At 57.9% G+C, this 18,782-nt stretch carries 15 protein-coding genes; 4 read left to right on the plus strand and 11 right to left on the minus strand.

All coding sequences use genetic code 11. From position 1 onward, the window contains the following. Positions 1–186: 186 nt before the first annotated feature. From RX395_RS07890 to RX395_RS07910, 5 genes are all read right to left on the minus strand, one after another. Positions 187–1,302, minus strand: coding sequence for an SIS domain-containing protein (locus RX395_RS07890; protein WP_316366722.1), 1,116 nt, complete (start codon positions 1,300–1,302; stop codon positions 187–189). Positions 1,303–1,495: 193 nt separating this feature from the next. After that, positions 1,496–2,209, minus strand: coding sequence for a GntR family transcriptional regulator (locus tag RX395_RS07895; protein ID WP_316366724.1), 714 nt, complete (start codon positions 2,207–2,209; stop codon positions 1,496–1,498). Next, the gene (locus RX395_RS07900) at positions 2,194–2,961 is read right to left on the minus strand and encodes a GntR family transcriptional regulator (RefSeq protein WP_196026286.1); all 768 of its coding nucleotides are present in this window, start codon (positions 2,959–2,961) and stop codon (positions 2,194–2,196) included. The genes RX395_RS07895 and RX395_RS07900 overlap by 16 nt, the downstream gene beginning before the upstream one ends. 38 nt (positions 2,962–2,999) lie before the next feature. Next, on the minus strand, positions 3,000–3,488 hold the full coding sequence (locus RX395_RS07905; RefSeq protein ID WP_316366726.1) for a hypothetical protein: 489 nt from the start codon (positions 3,486–3,488) through the stop codon (positions 3,000–3,002). Between the two features lie 188 nt (positions 3,489–3,676). Further along, positions 3,677–4,705 (minus strand): LacI family DNA-binding transcriptional regulator, encoded by a 1,029-nt coding sequence (locus tag RX395_RS07910; protein ID WP_316366727.1) that lies wholly within the window; start codon positions 4,703–4,705, stop codon positions 3,677–3,679. A gap of 240 nt (positions 4,706–4,945) precedes the next feature. On the opposite strand from RX395_RS07910, the gene murB reads away from it, so the two are divergent. Next, positions 4,946–5,908, plus strand: coding sequence for a UDP-N-acetylmuramate dehydrogenase (murB, locus tag RX395_RS07915; protein ID WP_316366729.1), 963 nt, complete (start codon positions 4,946–4,948; stop codon positions 5,906–5,908). A 222-nt stretch (positions 5,909–6,130) separates the two neighbouring features. Here the strand turns inward: murB and RX395_RS07920 are convergent, their stop codons facing one another. Continuing rightward, positions 6,131–7,336, minus strand: coding sequence for a coiled-coil domain-containing protein (locus RX395_RS07920; protein ID WP_316366731.1), 1,206 nt, complete (start codon positions 7,334–7,336; stop codon positions 6,131–6,133). Positions 7,337–7,604: 268 nt separating this feature from the next. Here RX395_RS07920 and galE point away from each other — a divergent pair, with 268 nt between their 5' ends. The 3 genes from galE to glgP all read left to right on the plus strand — a co-directional run bounded on the left by galE (position 7,605) and on the right by glgP (position 12,787). Beyond that, positions 7,605–8,666: a UDP-glucose 4-epimerase GalE gene (gene galE, locus RX395_RS07925; RefSeq protein WP_117564856.1), complete on the plus strand. Its 1,062-nt coding sequence runs from the start codon at positions 7,605–7,607 to the stop codon at positions 8,664–8,666. Positions 8,667–8,873: 207 nt separating this feature from the next. Then, entirely contained in the window at positions 8,874–10,391 is a 1,518-nt protein-coding gene (malQ, locus tag RX395_RS07930; protein ID WP_316366733.1) for a 4-alpha-glucanotransferase, read from the plus strand. Positions 10,392–10,519: 128 nt separating this feature from the next. Continuing rightward, positions 10,520–12,787 (plus strand): glycogen/starch/alpha-glucan family phosphorylase, encoded by a 2,268-nt coding sequence (glgP, locus tag RX395_RS07935; protein WP_316366735.1) that lies wholly within the window; start codon positions 10,520–10,522, stop codon positions 12,785–12,787. A 456-nt stretch (positions 12,788–13,243) separates the two neighbouring features. Here glgP and RX395_RS07940 read toward each other — a convergent pair whose 3' ends face one another. The 5 genes from RX395_RS07940 to RX395_RS07960 all read right to left on the minus strand — a co-directional run bounded on the left by RX395_RS07940 (position 13,244) and on the right by RX395_RS07960 (position 18,635). Continuing rightward, a complete protein-coding gene (locus RX395_RS07940) occupies positions 13,244–14,443 on the minus strand; it encodes an ABC transporter ATP-binding protein (RefSeq protein WP_316366737.1) in 1,200 nt (399 codons plus the stop codon). A 68-nt stretch (positions 14,444–14,511) separates the two neighbouring features. Beyond that, complete coding sequence (locus RX395_RS07945) at positions 14,512–15,351, minus strand: carbohydrate ABC transporter permease (protein WP_022095055.1); 840 nt, start codon at positions 15,349–15,351, stop codon at positions 14,512–14,514. After that, on the minus strand, positions 15,351–16,205 hold the full coding sequence (locus tag RX395_RS07950) for a carbohydrate ABC transporter permease (protein WP_055285610.1): 855 nt from the start codon (positions 16,203–16,205) through the stop codon (positions 15,351–15,353). Before RX395_RS07950 ends, RX395_RS07945 begins: the two co-directional genes overlap by 1 nt. An 87-nt stretch (positions 16,206–16,292) precedes the next feature. Further along, positions 16,293–17,609: an ABC transporter substrate-binding protein gene (locus RX395_RS07955; RefSeq protein ID WP_138341397.1), complete on the minus strand. Its 1,317-nt coding sequence runs from the start codon at positions 17,607–17,609 to the stop codon at positions 16,293–16,295. Between the two features lie 306 nt (positions 17,610–17,915). After that, complete coding sequence (locus RX395_RS07960; RefSeq protein ID WP_316366741.1) at positions 17,916–18,635, minus strand: GntR family transcriptional regulator; 720 nt, start codon at positions 18,633–18,635, stop codon at positions 17,916–17,918. Positions 18,636–18,782: the final 147 nt, after the last annotated feature.

The raw sequence follows: 18,782 nt of genomic DNA on the forward strand, positions 1-18,782 counted from the left end.
AGCCCTCGTCGGCGACCTTGTCGGCGAGCGCGGTCATCTTCTTGCCGGTCTCGTAGAGCGCCTTGCCGTCCTCGAGATAGCCCTCCTGGTCGAAATGCATGATCTCGATCTTCTCGGTTTCCTTCATTTGTCTCTCCTTTCTGGGGTTGTCTTCACATCCCCCATGCCAACGGGCATCAAACCCGCTTACATTCCGTAACACTCGGCCGCTTTGGCCTTAAGCGCATTGACTGATTCTTCGTAGCCCTCTGCCTTGACCTCCATTTGCTTGGAGACGGCATCGAGATACGGGTGCACGTCCCATGACTTCAGACGCTCGGCGATCATTGCCGCAATCGTCTGGAAGAACACCAAATTGGGAATTGCGCTGAGCAGCGGAGCCACCTGAGGCACCGCAACCTCGTGAGCCCTACCCTTGGGATGGGCCGTGAGCAGCACCGTTTTTGTCGTAACGTTCGATAGCGCATCAGCGATATTCGCAAGACGCTCCGACCCCTGCGGATCGTCGACGATAAACACCAGATAGCCCGGAACGATCTGCATCTCGGGACCGTGGACGAACTCCTCGCCTTCGTGATGCATGGCAGGAATCTTGATGGTCTCGCTCAGCTTGAGGGCCGCCTCTTCGGCAACGCCATAGTTGGGGCCGTTGCCGACGACCATGGCGGGCGTGTGCTCAGAAAGCTCGAGCATGTGGTCTTGGACATATGCCTCGGCGGACTTGCACATCACGGCATTGGCCTGGATGGCCTCGCGCAGGTCGTCAAGACGCTGGGCAACGCCCTTGGCGTCAATCGTTCCGCGCGCCTGACCGCCGTAAATACCAAAGAGCACCAGGTACTCAACGAGCACCTCGACGCCCAGAGTCACAAAGTCCACCGACTCGACGCCCACACCGTAGTCAAGAACGATGTCAGCGTGTTCCTTGATGGGTGCCTCGACGTTTGCCGTGAGCGCAACTGCAGCCATATCGTGTGCGCGCATGTAATCGAGCGCCGCAATCGTATTGGTCGAATAGCCACTCTGCGAAACGGCAATGTTGAGCGCATGCTGCGGATAGGTGTGTTCAAAATCAACGAAGGCCTCGGGCGTCACAACGGACACCTGCATTTGCAGGGCATCTTGCAGGTAATCGCGGGCGCAATCGGCGGCATGGCGCGACGAACCCGAAGCAACGATGCGCAGCGCGTCAAAAGAACCGGACTGGAAAATATCAACGAGCTGCGCTACCAGCTCAGACGAACGCTCGAGGTTCTCCCCCATACGCACATGGGCAAGCTGAACGTAATCGAGCATCTTCATCGTCTCACCTCGTAACAAATCATTAGTATTTGATACCAATCACAGTTACAGGTTACGGCTTTTTGATACCTCTTTGTCGATTAATATATCCCCATCGGCGAACGGTCGATTTTGAGCCCTGTAAGGTTGTATATACAGTTGACCCAACGATCAAAACTGGTTAGTTTCCCAGCCGTTATTCACAAAATACCAGCTAGTACGTATAGGTGTAGCCGCCCGTATCGCCACGATTGAAGGACTTTACATACTCGATAGCCTGACCGCTCGCGTCATAGCTCACGCATTCCAAAAGCAAAACAAGATCGCCCTGTTCCAGTCCAAGGAGGCCGGCATCTCGTGCGCCCAGCGCTTCGATATCGAGCTTTTCCTGTGCCATGACTGGCTTTCGGCCCAGCATCTCATAGGTCTCGTACAAACTGAAGACCGACACGTCAATATCTTCGATGGTTGGGAACAGCAGGCAGGGAATCAGCGCCGTCTCAATCGATACGGGGCTACCGTTTATGCAGTTCAGGCGTCGAACGGAATAGAGCAGGTCGTCCTCGGCGATGCCAAACAGGTCGGCGTAATATGGCCCCGCATAACGCTTGGAACGCGCGAGAATACGGACGGACGGCTCGCCGCCCGAAGCACGGACCGATTCACGGAAACCGACCGTGCGTTCAAAAAAAGCAGGTACTTTCTGCGCCACAAAGGCACCTTTTCCCCGAACACGGCGAATCTGCCCGCGCCGAACCAGCTCATCGACAGCGCTTCGGATGGTCAAGCGTGTCGTACCAAATTCCTCGGCAAGGTCTTTTTCGGACGGAATCATGGAACCCGCGGGATATATACCGCGCTCGATACGTTCCTCGATGCGGCGTCGAATGCGCATATAAACCGGGGTGGCATCTACTGTTTCAGCCATTGTTCACCTGCCACGCTCCTCATGCCGTTCTCTTCGCCGTTATCGGCAAAGCGGAACTTTGTGGGCAAAATCACCGATTTGCAATGCTCCACAAAACGCATGTCCTTATCAAATTCGATCGAGCTCTCATAGAACACCGGCGTTCCCTCTTCTTGCTGGAGCAGCTCGGCCTCTTCGGCGTTCAAACGCGAGATGGAGATATGCTCACGTCCATGCTCAACACGCACGCCACCTTCTTTGAGCAAGACATCGTAAAGGCTCTCGCACTCAAAATCGTGCTCGATAAGCGATGGGCACAGGGACAGGTTAACGTGAGCCGTCTCGATTGACGCCGGCTCGCCCTCAATAAGTCGAACGCGCTGCATGCGGAGCAAAGGGGCGCCTACAGCCACCCTAAGCTTGTCGGCAAGCGTCTTATCCGCCTCGATGGTCCCGGTGGAAACCAGACGAGAAGAGGGGTGCAGGCCGGCAGTCCGCACAGCATCGGAGAAGTTATACGTTTCCTGGAAGATGTTCAGCGGCTTGGGAGGACACACATACGTACCCGATCCGCGACGGCTCTCGAGCGTTCCACACGAGATGAGCCGCGTGATACCGGCACGCAACGCCGTACGCGAAACGCCAATCTCTTCGCACAGCACGCGCTCGGCCGGCAGGCGATCACCGCCGGCAAGCTGATGGTGCTGGATATACCAAAGAATTCCCTCAACAGCACGATCTTTGGGGGGAATTGCATAAGATTCGCCTGCCATTGCACAGACTCCTCATTCAGAAACGTATGCCGCCAAAATTAGGCCAGCCCTCCCATGGCATCAAATTCGGCCTTGATCTTCTCGGCGACATTCCGATACGACTTATATAGACTTGAATCGCGTTTGACTTCGTCGGTCATAACGGGAATCTCTAATTTGGAAACCTCGTCTTTTCCCGTCTGAACCGCCACAACAACGCCCATACCAAGACACATATTACGCTTGGCAGCGTTTATTTTCGTCGCCTTGGCAGGATTTGCCAGGATACGCTGGGCAAATTCCTGTTTAGAGACCGCTTCTTCGGCCTCCGGATCGCCCGCCTCGGCCACTTCGCACTGCAACACGTCCGCATAGTCAAAAATCTTCGACTCGCCGCCGCGCTGATGTACGGCCCACTTGCGATGCGTGGCATCCTGGTAGATAGCCGGCAAAAACGTAAACCGCGGCGGGTCCAAAATCGTATCCGTGATGGTAAACACATCGGGATCAAAGGCATCCTGCGGGTTTTTCTTCTTGAACAGCCCCATATCAGCCTCCCGTACTAGCATTAAACAACTCATGCTGAATATAGCACCAATTTCAAGCCACTGCTTTATCGCATCGGTGCGCGGCGTCTATGGCTCGCCCAGCGGAAGAGTTCACGGACGAGGGCCGGGGTGCCTGCCGGCAAATAGCGGACACTCCGCATGCAATCTATGCAAACAAACAAGTACGCTTAGCTACATTCGGTAAGCTCGAGAACGCTGCCCTTAACGATAAGCGCCGGCTCCAGAACGACCTCTTCGGCACGCCTACCGCCCCTACCGGCAAGACGCTTGGACATGCAGCCAAAAGCATGCTCCGCAAGGACACCAGGATCCTGCTCGATCGCGGTCAGCGCCGGCTCAAAGAGAACGTCGGCCGCCGAGTTGTCATAGCTTACGACCGAGATATCGCCTGGAATGCTCTTCCCCATCTCGTGCAAGCGCTTGAGCAGACCGAGGGCAATGTTATCCGAGCTTGCGAACACGGCGGTGGCGTCAGTTGCGAGCACCGCCTCCGAGGCCTCGTATGCGCTCGGAATGTAGTACTCGCTCTCAAACTCCAAACGCGCGTCAATAGGCAGCCCCACCTCGCGCAGCGCACGCTCGTAGCCGGCAAGACGCTTACGACCCGTATTGGAACGGCGCGCATTAACCAAGCAGGCAATGCGACGGTGCCCCTGCTCGATCAAGTAGCGGGTAGCCATGTAGCCACCCATCTCGTGGTCGAACATCACCTTGTCGCACTCGAGCCCCTCAATGGCACGGTCGACCATTACCGCCGGGATGGGTAGATGGCTGACCTCTTCGCGCAGGGCGCGGTCGTCGGAGAACTCGTCACCCACGACCAAGAACACACCATCGACGCCGCGCGTCACTAGCTGGCGCAGGAGCTCCAGATCGTCCTCGGCACTTCCGCCCGAGCTGGTAATAAAGAGCGCATAGCCGTCCTCGCGGCAGCGCTTTTCCAAGCTGCCGGCGAGCGAAGCAAAAAAGCGGCTCTCGATGTTAGGGACGATAAGGCCAAGCGTGCGCGACTCGCGCATGACCAGGCTACGCGCGATCTGGTTAGGAACATAATGATTGCGCGCCGCGACCTCTTTGATGCGCTTGCGGTTTTCTTCCGAGATGCGACAAGGCCGGTTGTTAAGGACAAGCGAGACCGACGAGGGGGAAAGCCCCACCTCCTGGGCAATCTGCTTGAGAGTAACTTTGTTGCCCATCTCGCTCCTTCCGAGTATTCGCGCAATCTCTTGAAAGTATAGCGACCGTCCCTCTACCTTGATGATAAACACTTTACCAATCCGGTAGACGGCTGTTTTATCGCCGCGATTGGTGCAAAGTAACCTGACCCCTTTGCACCATGTGATGCATTGGGGTCAGGTTACTTTGCACCAAATCCATCCGGGTGGGGTATATTGCATTCGATTAATGAAAACGACCACCATAAGGCGGATATTCGTATGCACGAGAACGACTTTTTTAACGAGGACCTGCTCTGCGCGCTCGCCGGTGTTGCCGGCGAGGACAACGTGCTCATGAGCGAGCCCATGCGCGAGCACACCACGTTTAAGATCGGCGGCCCGGCCGATGTCTTTGTCACGCCCGACACCGAGCAGGGCCTCGTCGCCACGCTCGATACCTGCTATCGCTGCGATCTGCCACTCACCATCGTGGGCAACGGCTCCGACTTACTCGTCGGTGACAAGGGCATCCGCGGCGTCGTCGTAGCGCTGGGCGAGGGCCTCTCCGACATCACCGTCGACGGCACGCACGTCACGGCGGCAGCCGGCGCGCTGCTCTCGGACGTAGCGGCCGCAGCAGCCGAGGCTGATCTTACCGGCATGGAGCCCCTCTCGGGCATCCCCGGCTCGGTCGGCGGCGCCTGCTATATGAACGCCGGTGCCTACGGCGCCTGCATGGCCGATGTTTTGGAGTCCGTGCGCGTCTATAAGCCCGCCCGCGCGCTCGACGACGGCATCCGCGGCAGCGGCAATATCATTGAGTTCGATGTCGACGAGCTTAACCTGGGCTATCGCAAGAGCCGCATCGCCGACGACGGCTTTATCGTGCTCTCTGCCACCTTTAACCTCGCCCCGGGCAACGCCGCGATGATCAAGGCCGACATGGACGACTACCGCCAACGCCGCGAGGACAAGCAGCCGCTCGACATGCCGAGCGCCGGTTCCACTTTCAAGCGCCCCGAGGGCCACTTTGCCGGCAAGCTCATCATGGATGCCGGTCTGCGCGGCCATGCTGTCGGCGGCGCGCAGGTGAGCGAAAAACACTGCGGCTTCATCGTCAACGCCAACCACGCCACCGCCGCCGACGTCGACGAACTCATCCGCCACATCCAAGCAACCGTCAAAGACCAATTCGGAGTAGACCTACAACCCGAAGTCCACCGAATCGGAGAATTCCTCTAAAAAGAAGGCCCCGAAAGGGGCCTTCACTTTCTTTAATTCAGATAAACCAGTCCGGTGTGCAGCGCCCCGAACCCGACTGGGCCGCGTGCCCGCCCGCAATATATTTGATTGATCGCGAGTTCCGCACGCAAAGAAGGCCACTTAATGTGGCCTTCGTCTTGCGCAGGACTGCCCGAGCAGGCAATCAAATATATTGCGGGCGGGCACGCGGCCCAGTCGGCTTTACGACAGCGCGATACCGCCGAGCCAGCCCCAACGCACGCCAGAGCCAGTGCCGTAGAACCCAATGAACGAGTCAAGCGACCTCGACGTGATGGCGCCCTCGTTGCTCATAACGATGCCGCCGCCAACATAGATGCCCACGTGTCCGTACAGCAGACCCGGCGTACCGGTGCCGCTGTGCGACGAGTCGGCCACGATCATGCCCACCTGCAGCGCCGAACGATTGGAGCTGTAGCACCAGGCGTTAAACATGTCGCACGCATTGCCGCCAAAGTAGCCCACGCCGGCGTTACGGAACACGTTGGTAACCCACGCCGCGCACCAATTCCGACCCGGCGAAGGCGTGGAGTAGCACGCGTTGACGACGGCCTGTTGCTTGCCCGAGCCGGCATTCTGCTGCGGAGTTCCGGGCGCATACGATCCGCCACCCGAGCTTGAACCCCCCGAGTAGGAATTGTTCTTGTTTGCGGCAGCCGCGGCAGCGGCAGCCTTCTTGGCAGCCTCCTCGGCCTGAGCGGCAGCAAGAATCTCGGAATCGCGCTGGGCCATGAGCTCCTTGACATCGTCGGAGAGGCCGTTCAGAACCGTCTGGACCTCCTGCTGCTTGGCCTGCATGTCCTGCATCTGAGCCGTCTGCTGGTCCTTGAGCTTCTCCAAGTCGGCTTTTTGCGACTCGAGCTCGGACTTCTGTGTATCGAGCTCTTTCTGGATGGTCTGGATGTCCTCGATGGCGTCGCGGTCGCTCTTGTTGATCTTCTCGACGTAATGCGCGTTGGCGACGAGCTCCTCAAACGAGCCAGAGGCGAGCAGCAACGACAGAATATTGGTACCGCCCGACTTGTAGCTGGCGGCAACGCGATCGGAAAGGTCGTTACGCTTCTTCTTGAGCTCCGACTTCTTGGTGTCGATCTGCTCCTGGGTGTCGTCGATCTGACCCTGCACACCTTCGATATCGCTGAGGGTCTGGGCATTCTTGTTGGCGAGCGCCGCGTACTCATTGGCAATGCTGTCGAGCTGAGCCTGGACCTCGTCGAGCTGGGCCTGGGCGGCATTCAGTTTGTCGGTGGTTTCTTGGCTGGCCTCAGCCGCATGGGCGCGGGTGGGCAGGCCAAAAAGAACAGCCGCGGAAGCAGCGCCGAAAAGAGCCTTGAGGGCAGTGCGGCGCGAAAGCTCCTGCGTAAAAATGGAATCGTTGTTTGGTGACATATGTACTCCGTTACATGCTTATTTATATGTCGCTCAACTCAAACATATTAACGCACATCGCGCTTGTCCCAACTATTTCCACGAACGGCTGGAAAAGCACGGTCAGCGGCTCGCAAATACGTCCCACACCAAAGGTAAGAATTATGCAAATAACACCCTATGAGTACGTTAACATCATTCCTCTGGTTTTCCTGACCCGCGTGTTTTGGGCGCGCCCAGCTGCGCTATACTCCCCTCAAGAAGTGTTCCTGATTCGATAGGAGACTACATGTCCAAAGCACTCGACCCCAAAGACACCTGCGTCCTCGTTACCGGCGGCGCCGGCTTTATCGGCTCGCACACCGTCGTTCAGCTGCTCGAGGGTGGCTACCAGGTTGTCGTCGTCGATGACCTCTCCAACTCCAGCGCCGTTGCCATCGACCGCGTCAAGACCATCGTGGGCGACGAGGCCGCCAAGAACCTCACCTTCTACGAGGCCAACGTGCTCGACCGCGATGCGATGAACAAGATCTTCGATACCCACCAGATCGACCGCGTCATCCACTTCGCCGGCTTTAAGGCCGTTGGCGAGTCGGTGAGCAAGCCCGTCGAGTACTATCACAACAATATCGAGAACACCCTGGTGCTCATCGATGTCATGCGCAACCACGGTTGCAAGTCCATCATCTTCTCGAGTTCTTCGACCGTCTACGGCGATCCGGACAATCCGCCCGTCACCGAAGAGGACCCCAAGAAGCCCGCGACCAACCCCTATGGTTGGACCAAGTGGATGATTGAGCAGATCCTCATGGACGTCCACACCGCCGACCCCGAGTGGGACGTCGTGTTGCTCCGTTACTTCAATCCCATCGGCGCCCATCCGTCGGGCCTGATCGGCGAGGATCCCAAGGGTATCCCCAACAACCTGGTGCCTTATGTCGCCCAGGTCGCCGTCGGTAAGCTCGAGGCCGTTCAGGTCTTTGGCAACGACTACCCCACCCCCGACGGCACCGGTGTTCGCGACTACATCCACGTGTGCGACCTGGCATCTGGTCACGTTGCCGCCCTTAACTGGATGAACGGCAAGACCGGCGTCGAGATCTTTAACCTGGGCACCGGCACCGGCACCTCGGTACTCGAGGTCGTCGCTGCCTTCTCCAAGGCGTGCGGCAAGGAGCTGCCCTACGTGATTCGCGAGCGCCGTGCCGGCGATATCGCCGCCAACTGGTGCGATGCCTCCAAGGCCGAGCGCATGATGGGCTGGAAGGCCCAGTACGATATCGCGGACATGTGCCGCGATAGCTGGAACTGGCAGAGCCACAACCCCAACGGCTTCGCCGACGCCGAGTAGCAAAAACCTACATACCGCTCTTGCCCCGATCTCACGTTGTGAGGTCGGGGCTTTTTCATGGCATGTAACCATTCGCCGAAAATCGACCAACTTTTTTATCTTGCCTGTACATGTTTAAACAACATGTTTTACAATAAGGACATCGACTCTAAAACTCGGGACGGGCTGTTCACCCATCTGCAGGCCGATCCCACAACAAGAAGGTTGGTGAGCACATCCATGGAGCGTGCAAGCGGTGTTCTCATGCCCATCTCGTCTCTGCCCGGACCGTACGGCATCGGCGGCTTTGGCTGGAATGCCTACGACTTTGTCGATTTCCTCGCCTCGTGCAAACAACATTACTGGCAGATTCTGCCCCTTACGACGACGAGCTATGGCGACTCGCCCTATCAGTCGTTCTCGGCCCGTGCGGGCAACCCCAATTTCATCGACTTTGCCGAGCTTATCGAGGCCGGCTATCTGGAGCAGCGCGATATCGACGGTGTGTATCTGGGCTCCGATCCCAACAACGTTGACTATGGCGCCATCTTTGGTGGCCGTCGTCAGATTCTCGACCGCGCCGCCGAGCGCTTTGCCGCCGACAAGCCAGCCGACTTCGACGACTTTGTCCAAGCAAACGAAGACTGGCTCATTCCCTACTGCGAGTTCATGACCGTCAAGGAGGAGTGCGGTCTCAAGGCATTTTGGGAGTGGCCCGCAGAGCTCCGTACCCGCGGCGAGGCTTCTGCCAAGGTCTGCGCCGCCCATCCCGCGCGCATGCTCTACCACCAGATGACGCAGTACTTCTTCAATCGTCAGTGGAGCCGCCTCAAGGCCTATGCCAACGAGCGCGATATCCTCATCATCGGCGACCTGCCCATCTATGTCTCGCGCGACTCCGTTGAGATGTGGGCCACGCCCGAGCTCTTTAAGATCGACGCCGCCGGTAATCCTGTGAGCGTCGCCGGCACGCCGCCCGACCAGTTCTCGGCCACCGGCCAGTACTGGGGAAATCCCATCTACGACTGGGACGCCATGGAAGCCGACGGTTTCTCCTGGTGGGAGGGCCGCATCCGCGCCGCCCTCGACATGTACGATGTCATCCGCCTGGATCACTTCCGCGGCTTCGAGGCCTATTGGGAGGTGCCGTTCTCCTCACCCGATTCGTCCTACGGTTCGTGGACGCAGGGCCCCGGCCTCAAGTTCTTCAAAACGCTCGAGGAAAAGCTCGGCACACTGCCCATCATCGCCGAAGACCTGGGCTTCCTCACCCCCGGCGTCATCGACATGCGCGATAACTCGGGCTTCCCCGGCATGAAGATCCTGCAGTTCGCCTTTGAGGGCACCAACTCGTACTACCTGCCGCACAACTACATTGCCAACACCGTCGCCTATGTGGGCACGCACGACAACGAGACGGCGCGCGGTTGGTTTGAGGGAACGGCCACCCCGCGCCAGCGCGAGCAGGCGGCCCTGTACACCCACCAGCAGGCAGGCGAGCCCATGGCCGATGCACTCAACCGCACCATCGCCGCCAGCGTGAGCGATACCTGTATCTACACCATGCAAGACCTGCTCAACCTGGGCAACGAGGCACGCATCAACACCCCCGCCACCCTGGGCGGCAACTGGACCTGGCGCATGCTCGATGGCGCCATCACCCGCGAGCTCGAGCACAAGCTCACCGACTGGACCGAAACCTACTTCCGCATCCCGTCGGAAGCCGAAATTGAGCTTCCCCAATAGGAGCCACCGCGCCCGACCCCACCCCACCGTGCGGACGCGTCCGTTTTCCCCGCGCGAGGCCACTCCAATCCCTCGCGCGGGCTTCTTTTGAATTTCTGACATGTAATCAACCCATCACAGGAGGAAACATGCCCCGTATCAATCTTGCGGATCTTGCCGAGCAGTCCTTTGGCACCTCGCTCGAGCAGCTCGATGACCGTCGTATTTATAAGCTGCTGGCCAAGCTCGTGCAGGAGCGCTCTGCCGCCTGTCCTCTCAACAACGGCAAGAAAAAGCTCTACTACATCTCTGCCGAGTTTTTGATCGGCAAGCTGCTCATCAACAATATGATCGACCTTGGCATCTATGACGAGGTTAAGGACCAGCTCACCGCCGCGGGCCACGACCTCAACAAGATCGAGGAGTTCGAGGTCGAACCGTCGCTCGGCAACGGCGGCCTGGGCCGTCTGGCCGCATGCTTCTTGGATTCCATCGCCACGCTGGGCCTTACCGGCGACGGCGTGGGCCTCAACTACCATTACGGCCTGTTCCGCCAGCGCTTTGTCGACAACCAGCAGAAGGCCGTCCCCGACGAGTGGCTTGGCGAGCAAGACATCCTGATCGACGACGACCGCTCCTACACCGTCGAGTTCGGTGATTTTGCCGTTACTTCCAAGCTCGTCAACATCGATGTGCCCGGTTATGGCCAGCCCACCAAGAACCGCCTGCGCCTGTTCGACCTGGCAAGTGTCGACGACGGCCTGGTCCCCGGCAGCTCCATCGACTTCGACAAGACCGAGATCGCCAAGAACCTCACCTTGTTCCTCTATCCGGATGATTCCGACGAGCAGGGCCGCCTGCTTCGCATCTACCAGGAATACTTCATGGTGAGCAACGCCGCCCAGCTCCTGATCGACGAGGCCATCGAGCGCGGCAGCAACTTGCACGACCTGGCCGACTACGCCGTAGTCCAGATCAATGACACGCACCCCACCATGGTCATCCCCGAGCTCATTCGCTTGCTCACCACCGAGCATGGCATCGAGTTTGACGAGGCCGTGACCATCGTGCGCTCCATGGTCGCCTACACTAACCACACGATTCTTGCCGAGGCGCTCGAGAAGTGGCCGCTCACCAGCCTGCAGAAGGTCTCCCCTGCCATCGCCGACATTATTGTCAAGCTCGATGAGATCGCCAAGGTCGAGTACGACGACCCGCGCGTTGCCATCATCGATGAATACGACACCGTCCACATGGCCCACATGGACATTCACTTTGGCTTCTCCATCAATGGCGTCGCCGCACTCCACACCAAGATCCTGGAGGATACCGAGCTCCATCCGTTCTACGAGATCTACCCCGAGAAGTTCTCCAATAAGACCAACGGCATCACCTTCCGCCGTTGGATCCATGGCGCCAACCCCGCGCTCGCCAGCCTGCTCGACGATGTAATCGGCACCGATTGGCGCAGCACCGGCGACCTGAGCAAGCTTGCCGAGTTCGTTGACGACAAAGGTGTTCTTGAGCGCTTGGCTGCCACCAAGACCGAGGCCAAGGCCATCATGCGCGAGTTTATGGCGCTCGAGCAGGGTGTGACCATTCCCTCCAACGCCATCATCGATGTTCAGGTCAAGCGTATCCACGAGTACAAGCGCCAGCAGATGCTCGCGCTCTACATCATCTGGAAGTATCTCGACATCAAGAACGGCAATAAGCCTAAGCACCCCGTCACCATCATCTTTGGCGGCAAGGCGGCCCCTGCCTACACTATCGCCCAAGACATCATTCACCTGATCCTGACGCTGTCCCAGTGGATTGCAAACGACCCCGACGTGGCTCCCTACCTGCAGGTTGTCATGATCGAGAACTACAACGTCACCGCTGCCGAGCGCGTGATCCCCGCTGCTGACATCTCCGAGCAGATCAGCCTGGCCTCCAAGGAGGCGAGCGGCACCTCCAACATGAAATTCATGCTCAACGGCGCCCTGACCCTGTGCACGCTCGACGGCGCCAACGTGGAGATCGCCGAGCTCGTCGGCGACGAGAACATCTACACCTTTGGCGCCTCGTCCAAGCAGGTCGAGCAGCTCTACGCCGACGGCACCTACAACGCCGATGCGCTCTACCGCAAGCCCGGCATTAAACTGCTGGTGGACTTCATCACCAACCCGGCCTTTATGGCGACCGGCAACGCCGAGCGCCTGCAGCGTCTGCACGATGACATCAAGGGCAAGGACTGGTTTATGGCCCTGCTCGACATTGAGGAGTACATCCAGACCAAGGAGCGCGTGTTGGCCGACTACGAGGACCAGGACGCCTGGATGCGCAAGGCGCTGATCAACATCGCCAACGCCGGCACCTTCTCGTCCGACCGCACGATCTCCCAGTACAACGACGAGATCTGGCACCTGGACTAACCCATTCCCCTTACCCATCCTCTTGAGGAACGGAGTCGTGGCAACACGGCTCCGTTTTTTGTGCCCGTGCGTTGCCCCTGTGAACCGCCTCGACTAAATCGTCTCAATCTGTAACATCTAACGTCCGAAATCCGCCCTTACTGTTACAGATCGAGACAAATGGATAAGCCGGCTAAAACAATCTCGTTCTGTAACAGGTAACTGCCGAAATCAGTCCTTCGTGTTACAGATCGAGACGGAAGGACAGGCGGCTCAACTCAATCTCGTTCTGTAACATCTAAAGCCAATTCGATCCTCTACTTGTTACAGATCGAGACAAACGACCGACCAGACAACCCCGGCACAAAGAAAGGCTCCCCTCTCGCCCAGTGGACGGGAGGGGAGCCTTATATGTGACCACGGCAAAAGGATGGCAAAGCCGCAGTCGCCCAAAAGGAGGGCCTGGATACACCGGGCCTAGATAAGGTTCTTGCCAGACACCTTATCGAAGAGATGGGTCGCGTTCTTCTCGAACTTGAACCAGATGGGGTCGCCCGCCTTGAGCGCGCCCTTGGCCTCAAGGTCGACAACGGGAATGATCAGGACGAACTGGCCATCGGGAGCGGTCACGTGGACATGCTCGGTCGAACCCATGAGCTCGGTCACCTCGACGGTACCCTGGAGCGCGCCCTCCTCGCCCTTGTCGGCAAGCAGAATCTGCTCGGGGCGCACGCCGGCCGTAATTTCCTTCACGTCGCCGCCGTCCCAGTTGAGAGCAAGCTTAGTGCAGGTCTCGGGGGCGAGCGCCACGTTCATATCCTCGGTCTTGACGGTAAAGCCGTTGCCAGAGCGCACCAGCTGGGCATCGAAGAAGTTCATCTGCGGCACGCCGATGAAGCCGGCGACGAAGATGTTCGCGGGGTGGTTGAAGACCTCTTGCGGCGTGGCGGTCTGCTGGACGACGCCGTCCTTCATGACCACGATGCGATCGCCGAGGGTCATGGCCTCGGTCTGGTCGTGAGTGACGTAGATGAACGTGCCCTTGATCTCGTGGCGCAGCTTAATGAGCTCGGCACGCATCTGGTTACGAAGCTTGGCATCCAGGTTGGACAGCGGCTCGTCCATCAGGAAGACCTTGGGGTCACGCACGATGGCGCGGCCGATGGCGACGCGCTGGCGCTGGCCGCCCGAAAGCGCTTTGGGCTTACGGTCGAGGTACTCGGTAATGCCCAGGATCTCGGCAGCGGAGCGAACCTTGCGGTCGATCTCGTCCTTGGGGACCTTCTTGAGCTCAAGCGTAAACGCCATGTTCTCGTACACCGTCATATTGGGGTACAGAGCATAGCTCTGGAACACCATGGCGATGTCGCGGTCCTTGGGCGCCACGTCGTTGACACGCTTGTCGTCGATGAGCACATCGCCCGAGGTAATGTCCTCCAGGCCGGCGACCATGCGCATCGTCGTGGACTTACCGCAGCCAGAGGGGCCAACGAGGACGACGAACTCCTGGTCGTGAACGGTGAGGTTGAAGTCCTCTACAGCGAGCACACCGTCCTCGGTAACCTTGAGGTTGTGCTTCTTCTCCTCGGTCTTCTTCTTTTTGCCAAAGAAGCCCTTCTTTTTTGACTCGTTGTTGGGATACACCTTCTGAACATGTTTGAGAACGATCTCGGCCATGTCTCTACCTTTCGATATGCGGCGCCGCGCTGAGGGGTGCCGCAGAAACTTGCAAAACAGTTACGGCATCAGCCCTTGACGGCACCTGCCACCACGCCGTCGATGATGTACTTCTGACAGAGGATGTACATGATAACGATGGGGATAACGACCATCATGATGCAGGCCATCATGGGGCCGAGCTCGACGTGGCCGTAGCCGCCGCGGAAGTACTGGATCAAGATAGGAATGGTCTTGTACTTGGTGGAGTCGAGCGTAAGGTAGGGCAGCAGATAGTCGTTCCAGACCCACATGGTCTCGAGGATGCCGACCGAAAGATAGGTGGGCTTCATGATGGGAAGGACAATCTTAAAGAACACCTGGACCGGGTTGCAGCCATCAATCATGGCCGCCTCCTCGATCTCGAGCGGGATGTTCTTTACAAAACCGGCGAACATAAAGACCGCCAGGCCCGCGCCAAAGCCGAGGTAGATAAAGCAGATGTTGAACGGCGTGTTGAAGCCGATGCGGTCCGCCAAATTGGACAGCGTGAACATGAGCATCTGGAACGGCACGACCATCGAGAACACGAACAGGTAATAGAAGAAGTTCGAGATCTTGTTGTTGACACGAACCACGTACCAAGCGCACATGGAGCAGCACACCAAAATCAGCACGACCGACGTGACCGTGATGATGAGCGAGTACATAAATGCCGAGGCAAAGCCCTGCTCGTTAAGGGCGTGCATGTAGTTTGCGAGGCCGTTGAACGTCTCGGGCGTGAGCAGATCGAATGCCGTGGTGGTGCTGATTGCGGTCGCTTTCTTAAAAGAATTAAGCGCAATCATGAACACGGGGTAGATCCACGCGAGCGACAGGATCGTAAAGAAAATCGAGAGCGCGCGGTTGATAACCTTATCGCGTTTCATTACTGCTGCACCTCCTTGGACCTCGTGGCCTTAAGCTGGATCATGGAGATGGCCACGACCAGGATGCAGAAGATAACCGCCTTGGCCTGACCGATGCCCTGCCATGCGATACCGGCACGCGAATAGAACGTGTTGTAGATGTTCAGGGCGAGCATCTCGGTGGAGTGCGCGGGGGCGCCGCCGGTAAGGGCGAGGTTCTGGTCGAACAGCTTAAAGCCGTTGGTGATGGACAGGAACAGGCAGATGGTGATGGTCGGCATCAGGTTAGGGATCTTAACCTTCCAAAACGTCTGCCATGCCGTGGCACCGTCGACCTTGGCGGCCTCGATGTAGTCGGACGGAATGGACTGCAGACCAGCGATGTAGATGATCATCATGTAGCCGACCTGCTGCCACAGGGTCAGGATGATAAGGCCCCAGAAGCCAGCAGCAGAGTTAAGGGCGATGAGCTGGGCGCCCACGTTGGAGAGCAGGCAGTTGATCAGAATCTGCCAGATGTAGCCCAGCACGATGCCGCCGATCAGGTTAGGCATAAAGAAGATCGTACGGAAGATGTTGGTGCCCTTGAGCGCTTTGCGGGTGAGCGCCTGCGCGATGGCGAGGGCGATCACGTTGATGAGCACCGTCGACAGGAAGGCAAACGCCACGGTAAAGAAGAACGACGTGGCAAACTGCGGATCGGACAGTGCGCGCACGTAGTTCTCGATACCGACAAAGTGCGTGTTGTTGATGGTAATAAACTGGCAGAACGAGAGATAGAAACCCTGGATAAAGGGGATCACGAACCCGATCATAAACGCCAGACACGTGGGCAGCATAAAGAGCGGCCACCAGCGCTTGAGTGCTTTGCCCATAGAAGGGTCCTTTCAATATGCAGGGGGCGGGCAAACCAACGTCTGCCCGCCCCCTGTCGCTAATCAGATAGCTTGGGCAGCAACTGCTTACTCGGAAGCAGCCTTCTCGGTCTTCCAGCCATCGACGAAGGCGTTCTTGACGCCGTCCCACTTGCTGTTGTCGGCAGCATAGGCAATCAGAGCCTGCTTGAGGTTCTTCTTCCACTCCTCAGAGGGGATGTAAACGAAGTCCCAAGCGACGGTCTTCTTGCCGTCCTTGGCCATGGCAACGGCCTGCTGCGAGAAGACGTTGGTGGTCTCCTTAGCGCTCTTGAACGGGGCAGTCAGACCCATCTTGTCAGCGATGATGCTGGTGGCAGTGTCAGAAGTGACGCACCAATACATGAAGTCCTCGGTGGCCTTCTGGGCATCCTCGGAAGCCTGGGAGCTGACGCACCAGTAGTTCTCGCCGCCGGAGCACAGGCCCTGGTTCTCCTCGCCGTCGACACCGATGTAGATGGGCATCATGCCAATCTGATCGTCGGTCATGCCGGCCTTGGTGAGGTCAGCGTAGGCCCAAGAACCGTTCTGGTAGAAGACGGCCTTGCCGGTTGCGAACTCGTTGGTGGCGTCGTCGCCGGTCTTGGAGGCAAGCTGCGAAGGATCGCAGGTGGAGTCGGTGATGTACAGGTCGAAAATCTGCTTGAAGTTGTCGAGATACTCGCCCTTGATCTCGTCGTCCTCCTGATTGTGCTCCTTCTCGAACTCGTAGTAGAGCGGGAGGTTGGCAAGGTGGGTGGTGTAGCGCCAGCTGGAGGAGTCGTCCATGCCAGCGGAAGTGAAGGCGCCCTCAACACCAAGCTCGTCCTTGCGGGCCTGGATGTCGTCGGCACAAGCCTTCAGCTTGTCGAAGGAGTTGATGTCCTCGGCCTTGTAACCAGCCTTCTCGAGCAGCTGCTTGTTGTAGATGATGCCGTAGCTCTCCTGGACCCAGTCGATACCCAGATCCTTGCCGTCGGACTGCAGAGCCAGGGAGTCGTCAATGAGCTCACCGCGGAGCTTGGTATCGGACAGGTCGGCGCAGTAATCCTTCCAGTTCTTAAGACCGGTGGGGCCGTTGACCTGGAACAGGGTCGGAGCGGAGCTCTTGGACATCTCGGACTTGAGCTTCTCCTCGTAGGTGTTGGAGGCGGCGGTCACGATCTTGACCTCGACGCCCTTCTCCTTCTTATAGGCCTTGGCGATCTCCTTCCACTCCTTGTCGACCTCGGGCTTGAATTGGAGGAAGTAGACCTCGGCAGCGTCACCAGAAGCAGAGGAGCCGGAGCCGGCAGAACCACCGCAGCCCACGAGACCCAGACCAAGAACCGCAGCCGCGGAACCAGCAAAGCCCAGGAACTGCCTTCTGCTCATTTCGTTCTTCATTACAATCCACCCTTTCACACCGTGGCGGCACCCTTTGCCGCCGCCTTCGGAGATTGGCTCGGGGACTTTGCCCCTTTTGCTGATTTGTACGATACGCTATTTGGCTAGTTGTTTGAACAAGTATTACTAGAGCGGTAGAAAAACTTCGGTGAACGGTAATTTCAACTTGATACTTGACAAGTTTTGTATAAACAATTATTTGTTGTCGAATGCAGAGAAAACGCCCGGTCAAGCCGATGTACCGTCGGTTTGACCGGGCGTTTTCTCTTTGAGGCCATGAGTCTCGTCAGGCTGCGAGCTAGCCGGCTATCGCTTGGAATTGACACGGTAATGGAAGATCTCGGGGTGTGTGCGAGTGTGCGTCACCTCAAACAAGATGCCGTCCGAGGTGTACGACTGACTCTCCATGACGGCAACGCAGTTGTATTTGCCGAGGTCAAGATAGCTGCAGTCCTCATCGTTGGCGAGCTCGACACTCACCGTACGACGGCTCGCCATCACTTTGACACCGCGCTTGTGCTCCAGATAGCCGTAAATAGAATCTGCCGCGATCTCGGGAGTCAGGCCCTTGGCGATCGACGCCAAAAAATAGCCATGGTCCACTTGGCGCGCGTTGCCGTTGAGGCTTCGGACACGCACTACGCGAATCAACTCCTCGCCCACCTTAAAGCCCAGGTGACGAGAGAGTTGCTCGGTGCAAACCAGATGTTCGAAAGACTTAACGTCCGTAGATGCAACGGCATTGTTGCGCTTTGCAAGCTCGCCAAACGACTCAACCTCTTCGAGTGCGCCCAACATGTCGGTTTCGCCCTTAAGCCAAATAACGCGCACGCCCTTGCCGTGTATGGGCTGCACAAACATCCCGTCGGCCAGCATACCCAAGGCGCGACGGACGGTATTGCGAGTGCATCCGAACTCCGCGGTCAGCTCGGCTTCGGTTGGCAGCATCTCCTGAAACGCATAGGTCCCATTAATGATGCGCGAGCGTATTTCTCGGTAGATTCCTTCGTATATCGCTTTTGGCATTGTTTCACCTCTACATTATTCATTTCCGGCTAGGCACGATAGCATTTCTTAAAGTTGTTTAAACCGAATATCGGTAAAGCGACAGGATTTAACCGTTGACGGTTTCTGTCATGCCCAAATCGGTTTCGCTCAAAACTGCCGGTACGA

The organism is Collinsella aerofaciens, from assembly GCF_032584215.1.
In the GTDB taxonomy this organism is placed as follows: domain Bacteria; phylum Actinomycetota; class Coriobacteriia; order Coriobacteriales; family Coriobacteriaceae; genus Collinsella.

What these genes read in the sequence shown, in the direction of transcription:
- RX395_RS07890 (WP_316366722.1), bottom strand. Translation starts at nt 1,302, where the DNA reads ATGAAGATGCTCGATTACGTTCAGCTTGCCCATGTGCGTATGGGGGAG.
- RX395_RS07895 (WP_316366724.1), bottom strand. Translation starts at nt 2,209, where the DNA reads ATGGCTGAAACAGTAGATGCCACCCCGGTTTATATGCGCATTCGACGC.
- RX395_RS07900 (WP_196026286.1), bottom strand. Translation starts at nt 2,961, where the DNA reads ATGGCAGGCGAATCTTATGCAATTCCCCCCAAAGATCGTGCTGTTGAG.
- RX395_RS07905 (WP_316366726.1), bottom strand. Translation starts at nt 3,488, where the DNA reads ATGGGGCTGTTCAAGAAGAAAAACCCGCAGGATGCCTTTGATCCCGAT.
- RX395_RS07910 (WP_316366727.1), bottom strand. Translation starts at nt 4,705, where the DNA reads ATGGGCAACAAAGTTACTCTCAAGCAGATTGCCCAGGAGGTGGGGCTT.
- murB (WP_316366729.1), top strand. Translation starts at nt 4,946, where the DNA reads ATGCACGAGAACGACTTTTTTAACGAGGACCTGCTCTGCGCGCTCGCC.
- RX395_RS07920 (WP_316366731.1), bottom strand. Translation starts at nt 7,336, where the DNA reads ATGTCACCAAACAACGATTCCATTTTTACGCAGGAGCTTTCGCGCCGC.
- galE (WP_117564856.1), top strand. Translation starts at nt 7,605, where the DNA reads ATGTCCAAAGCACTCGACCCCAAAGACACCTGCGTCCTCGTTACCGGC.
- glgP (WP_316366735.1), top strand. Translation starts at nt 10,520, where the DNA reads ATGCCCCGTATCAATCTTGCGGATCTTGCCGAGCAGTCCTTTGGCACC.
- RX395_RS07940 (WP_316366737.1), bottom strand. Translation starts at nt 14,443, where the DNA reads ATGGCCGAGATCGTTCTCAAACATGTTCAGAAGGTGTATCCCAACAAC.
- RX395_RS07945 (WP_022095055.1), bottom strand. Translation starts at nt 15,351, where the DNA reads ATGAAACGCGATAAGGTTATCAACCGCGCGCTCTCGATTTTCTTTACG.
- RX395_RS07950 (WP_055285610.1), bottom strand. Translation starts at nt 16,205, where the DNA reads ATGGGCAAAGCACTCAAGCGCTGGTGGCCGCTCTTTATGCTGCCCACG.
- RX395_RS07955 (WP_138341397.1), bottom strand. Translation starts at nt 17,609, where the DNA reads ATGAAGAACGAAATGAGCAGAAGGCAGTTCCTGGGCTTTGCTGGTTCC.
- RX395_RS07960 (WP_316366741.1), bottom strand. Translation starts at nt 18,635, where the DNA reads ATGCCAAAAGCGATATACGAAGGAATCTACCGAGAAATACGCTCGCGC.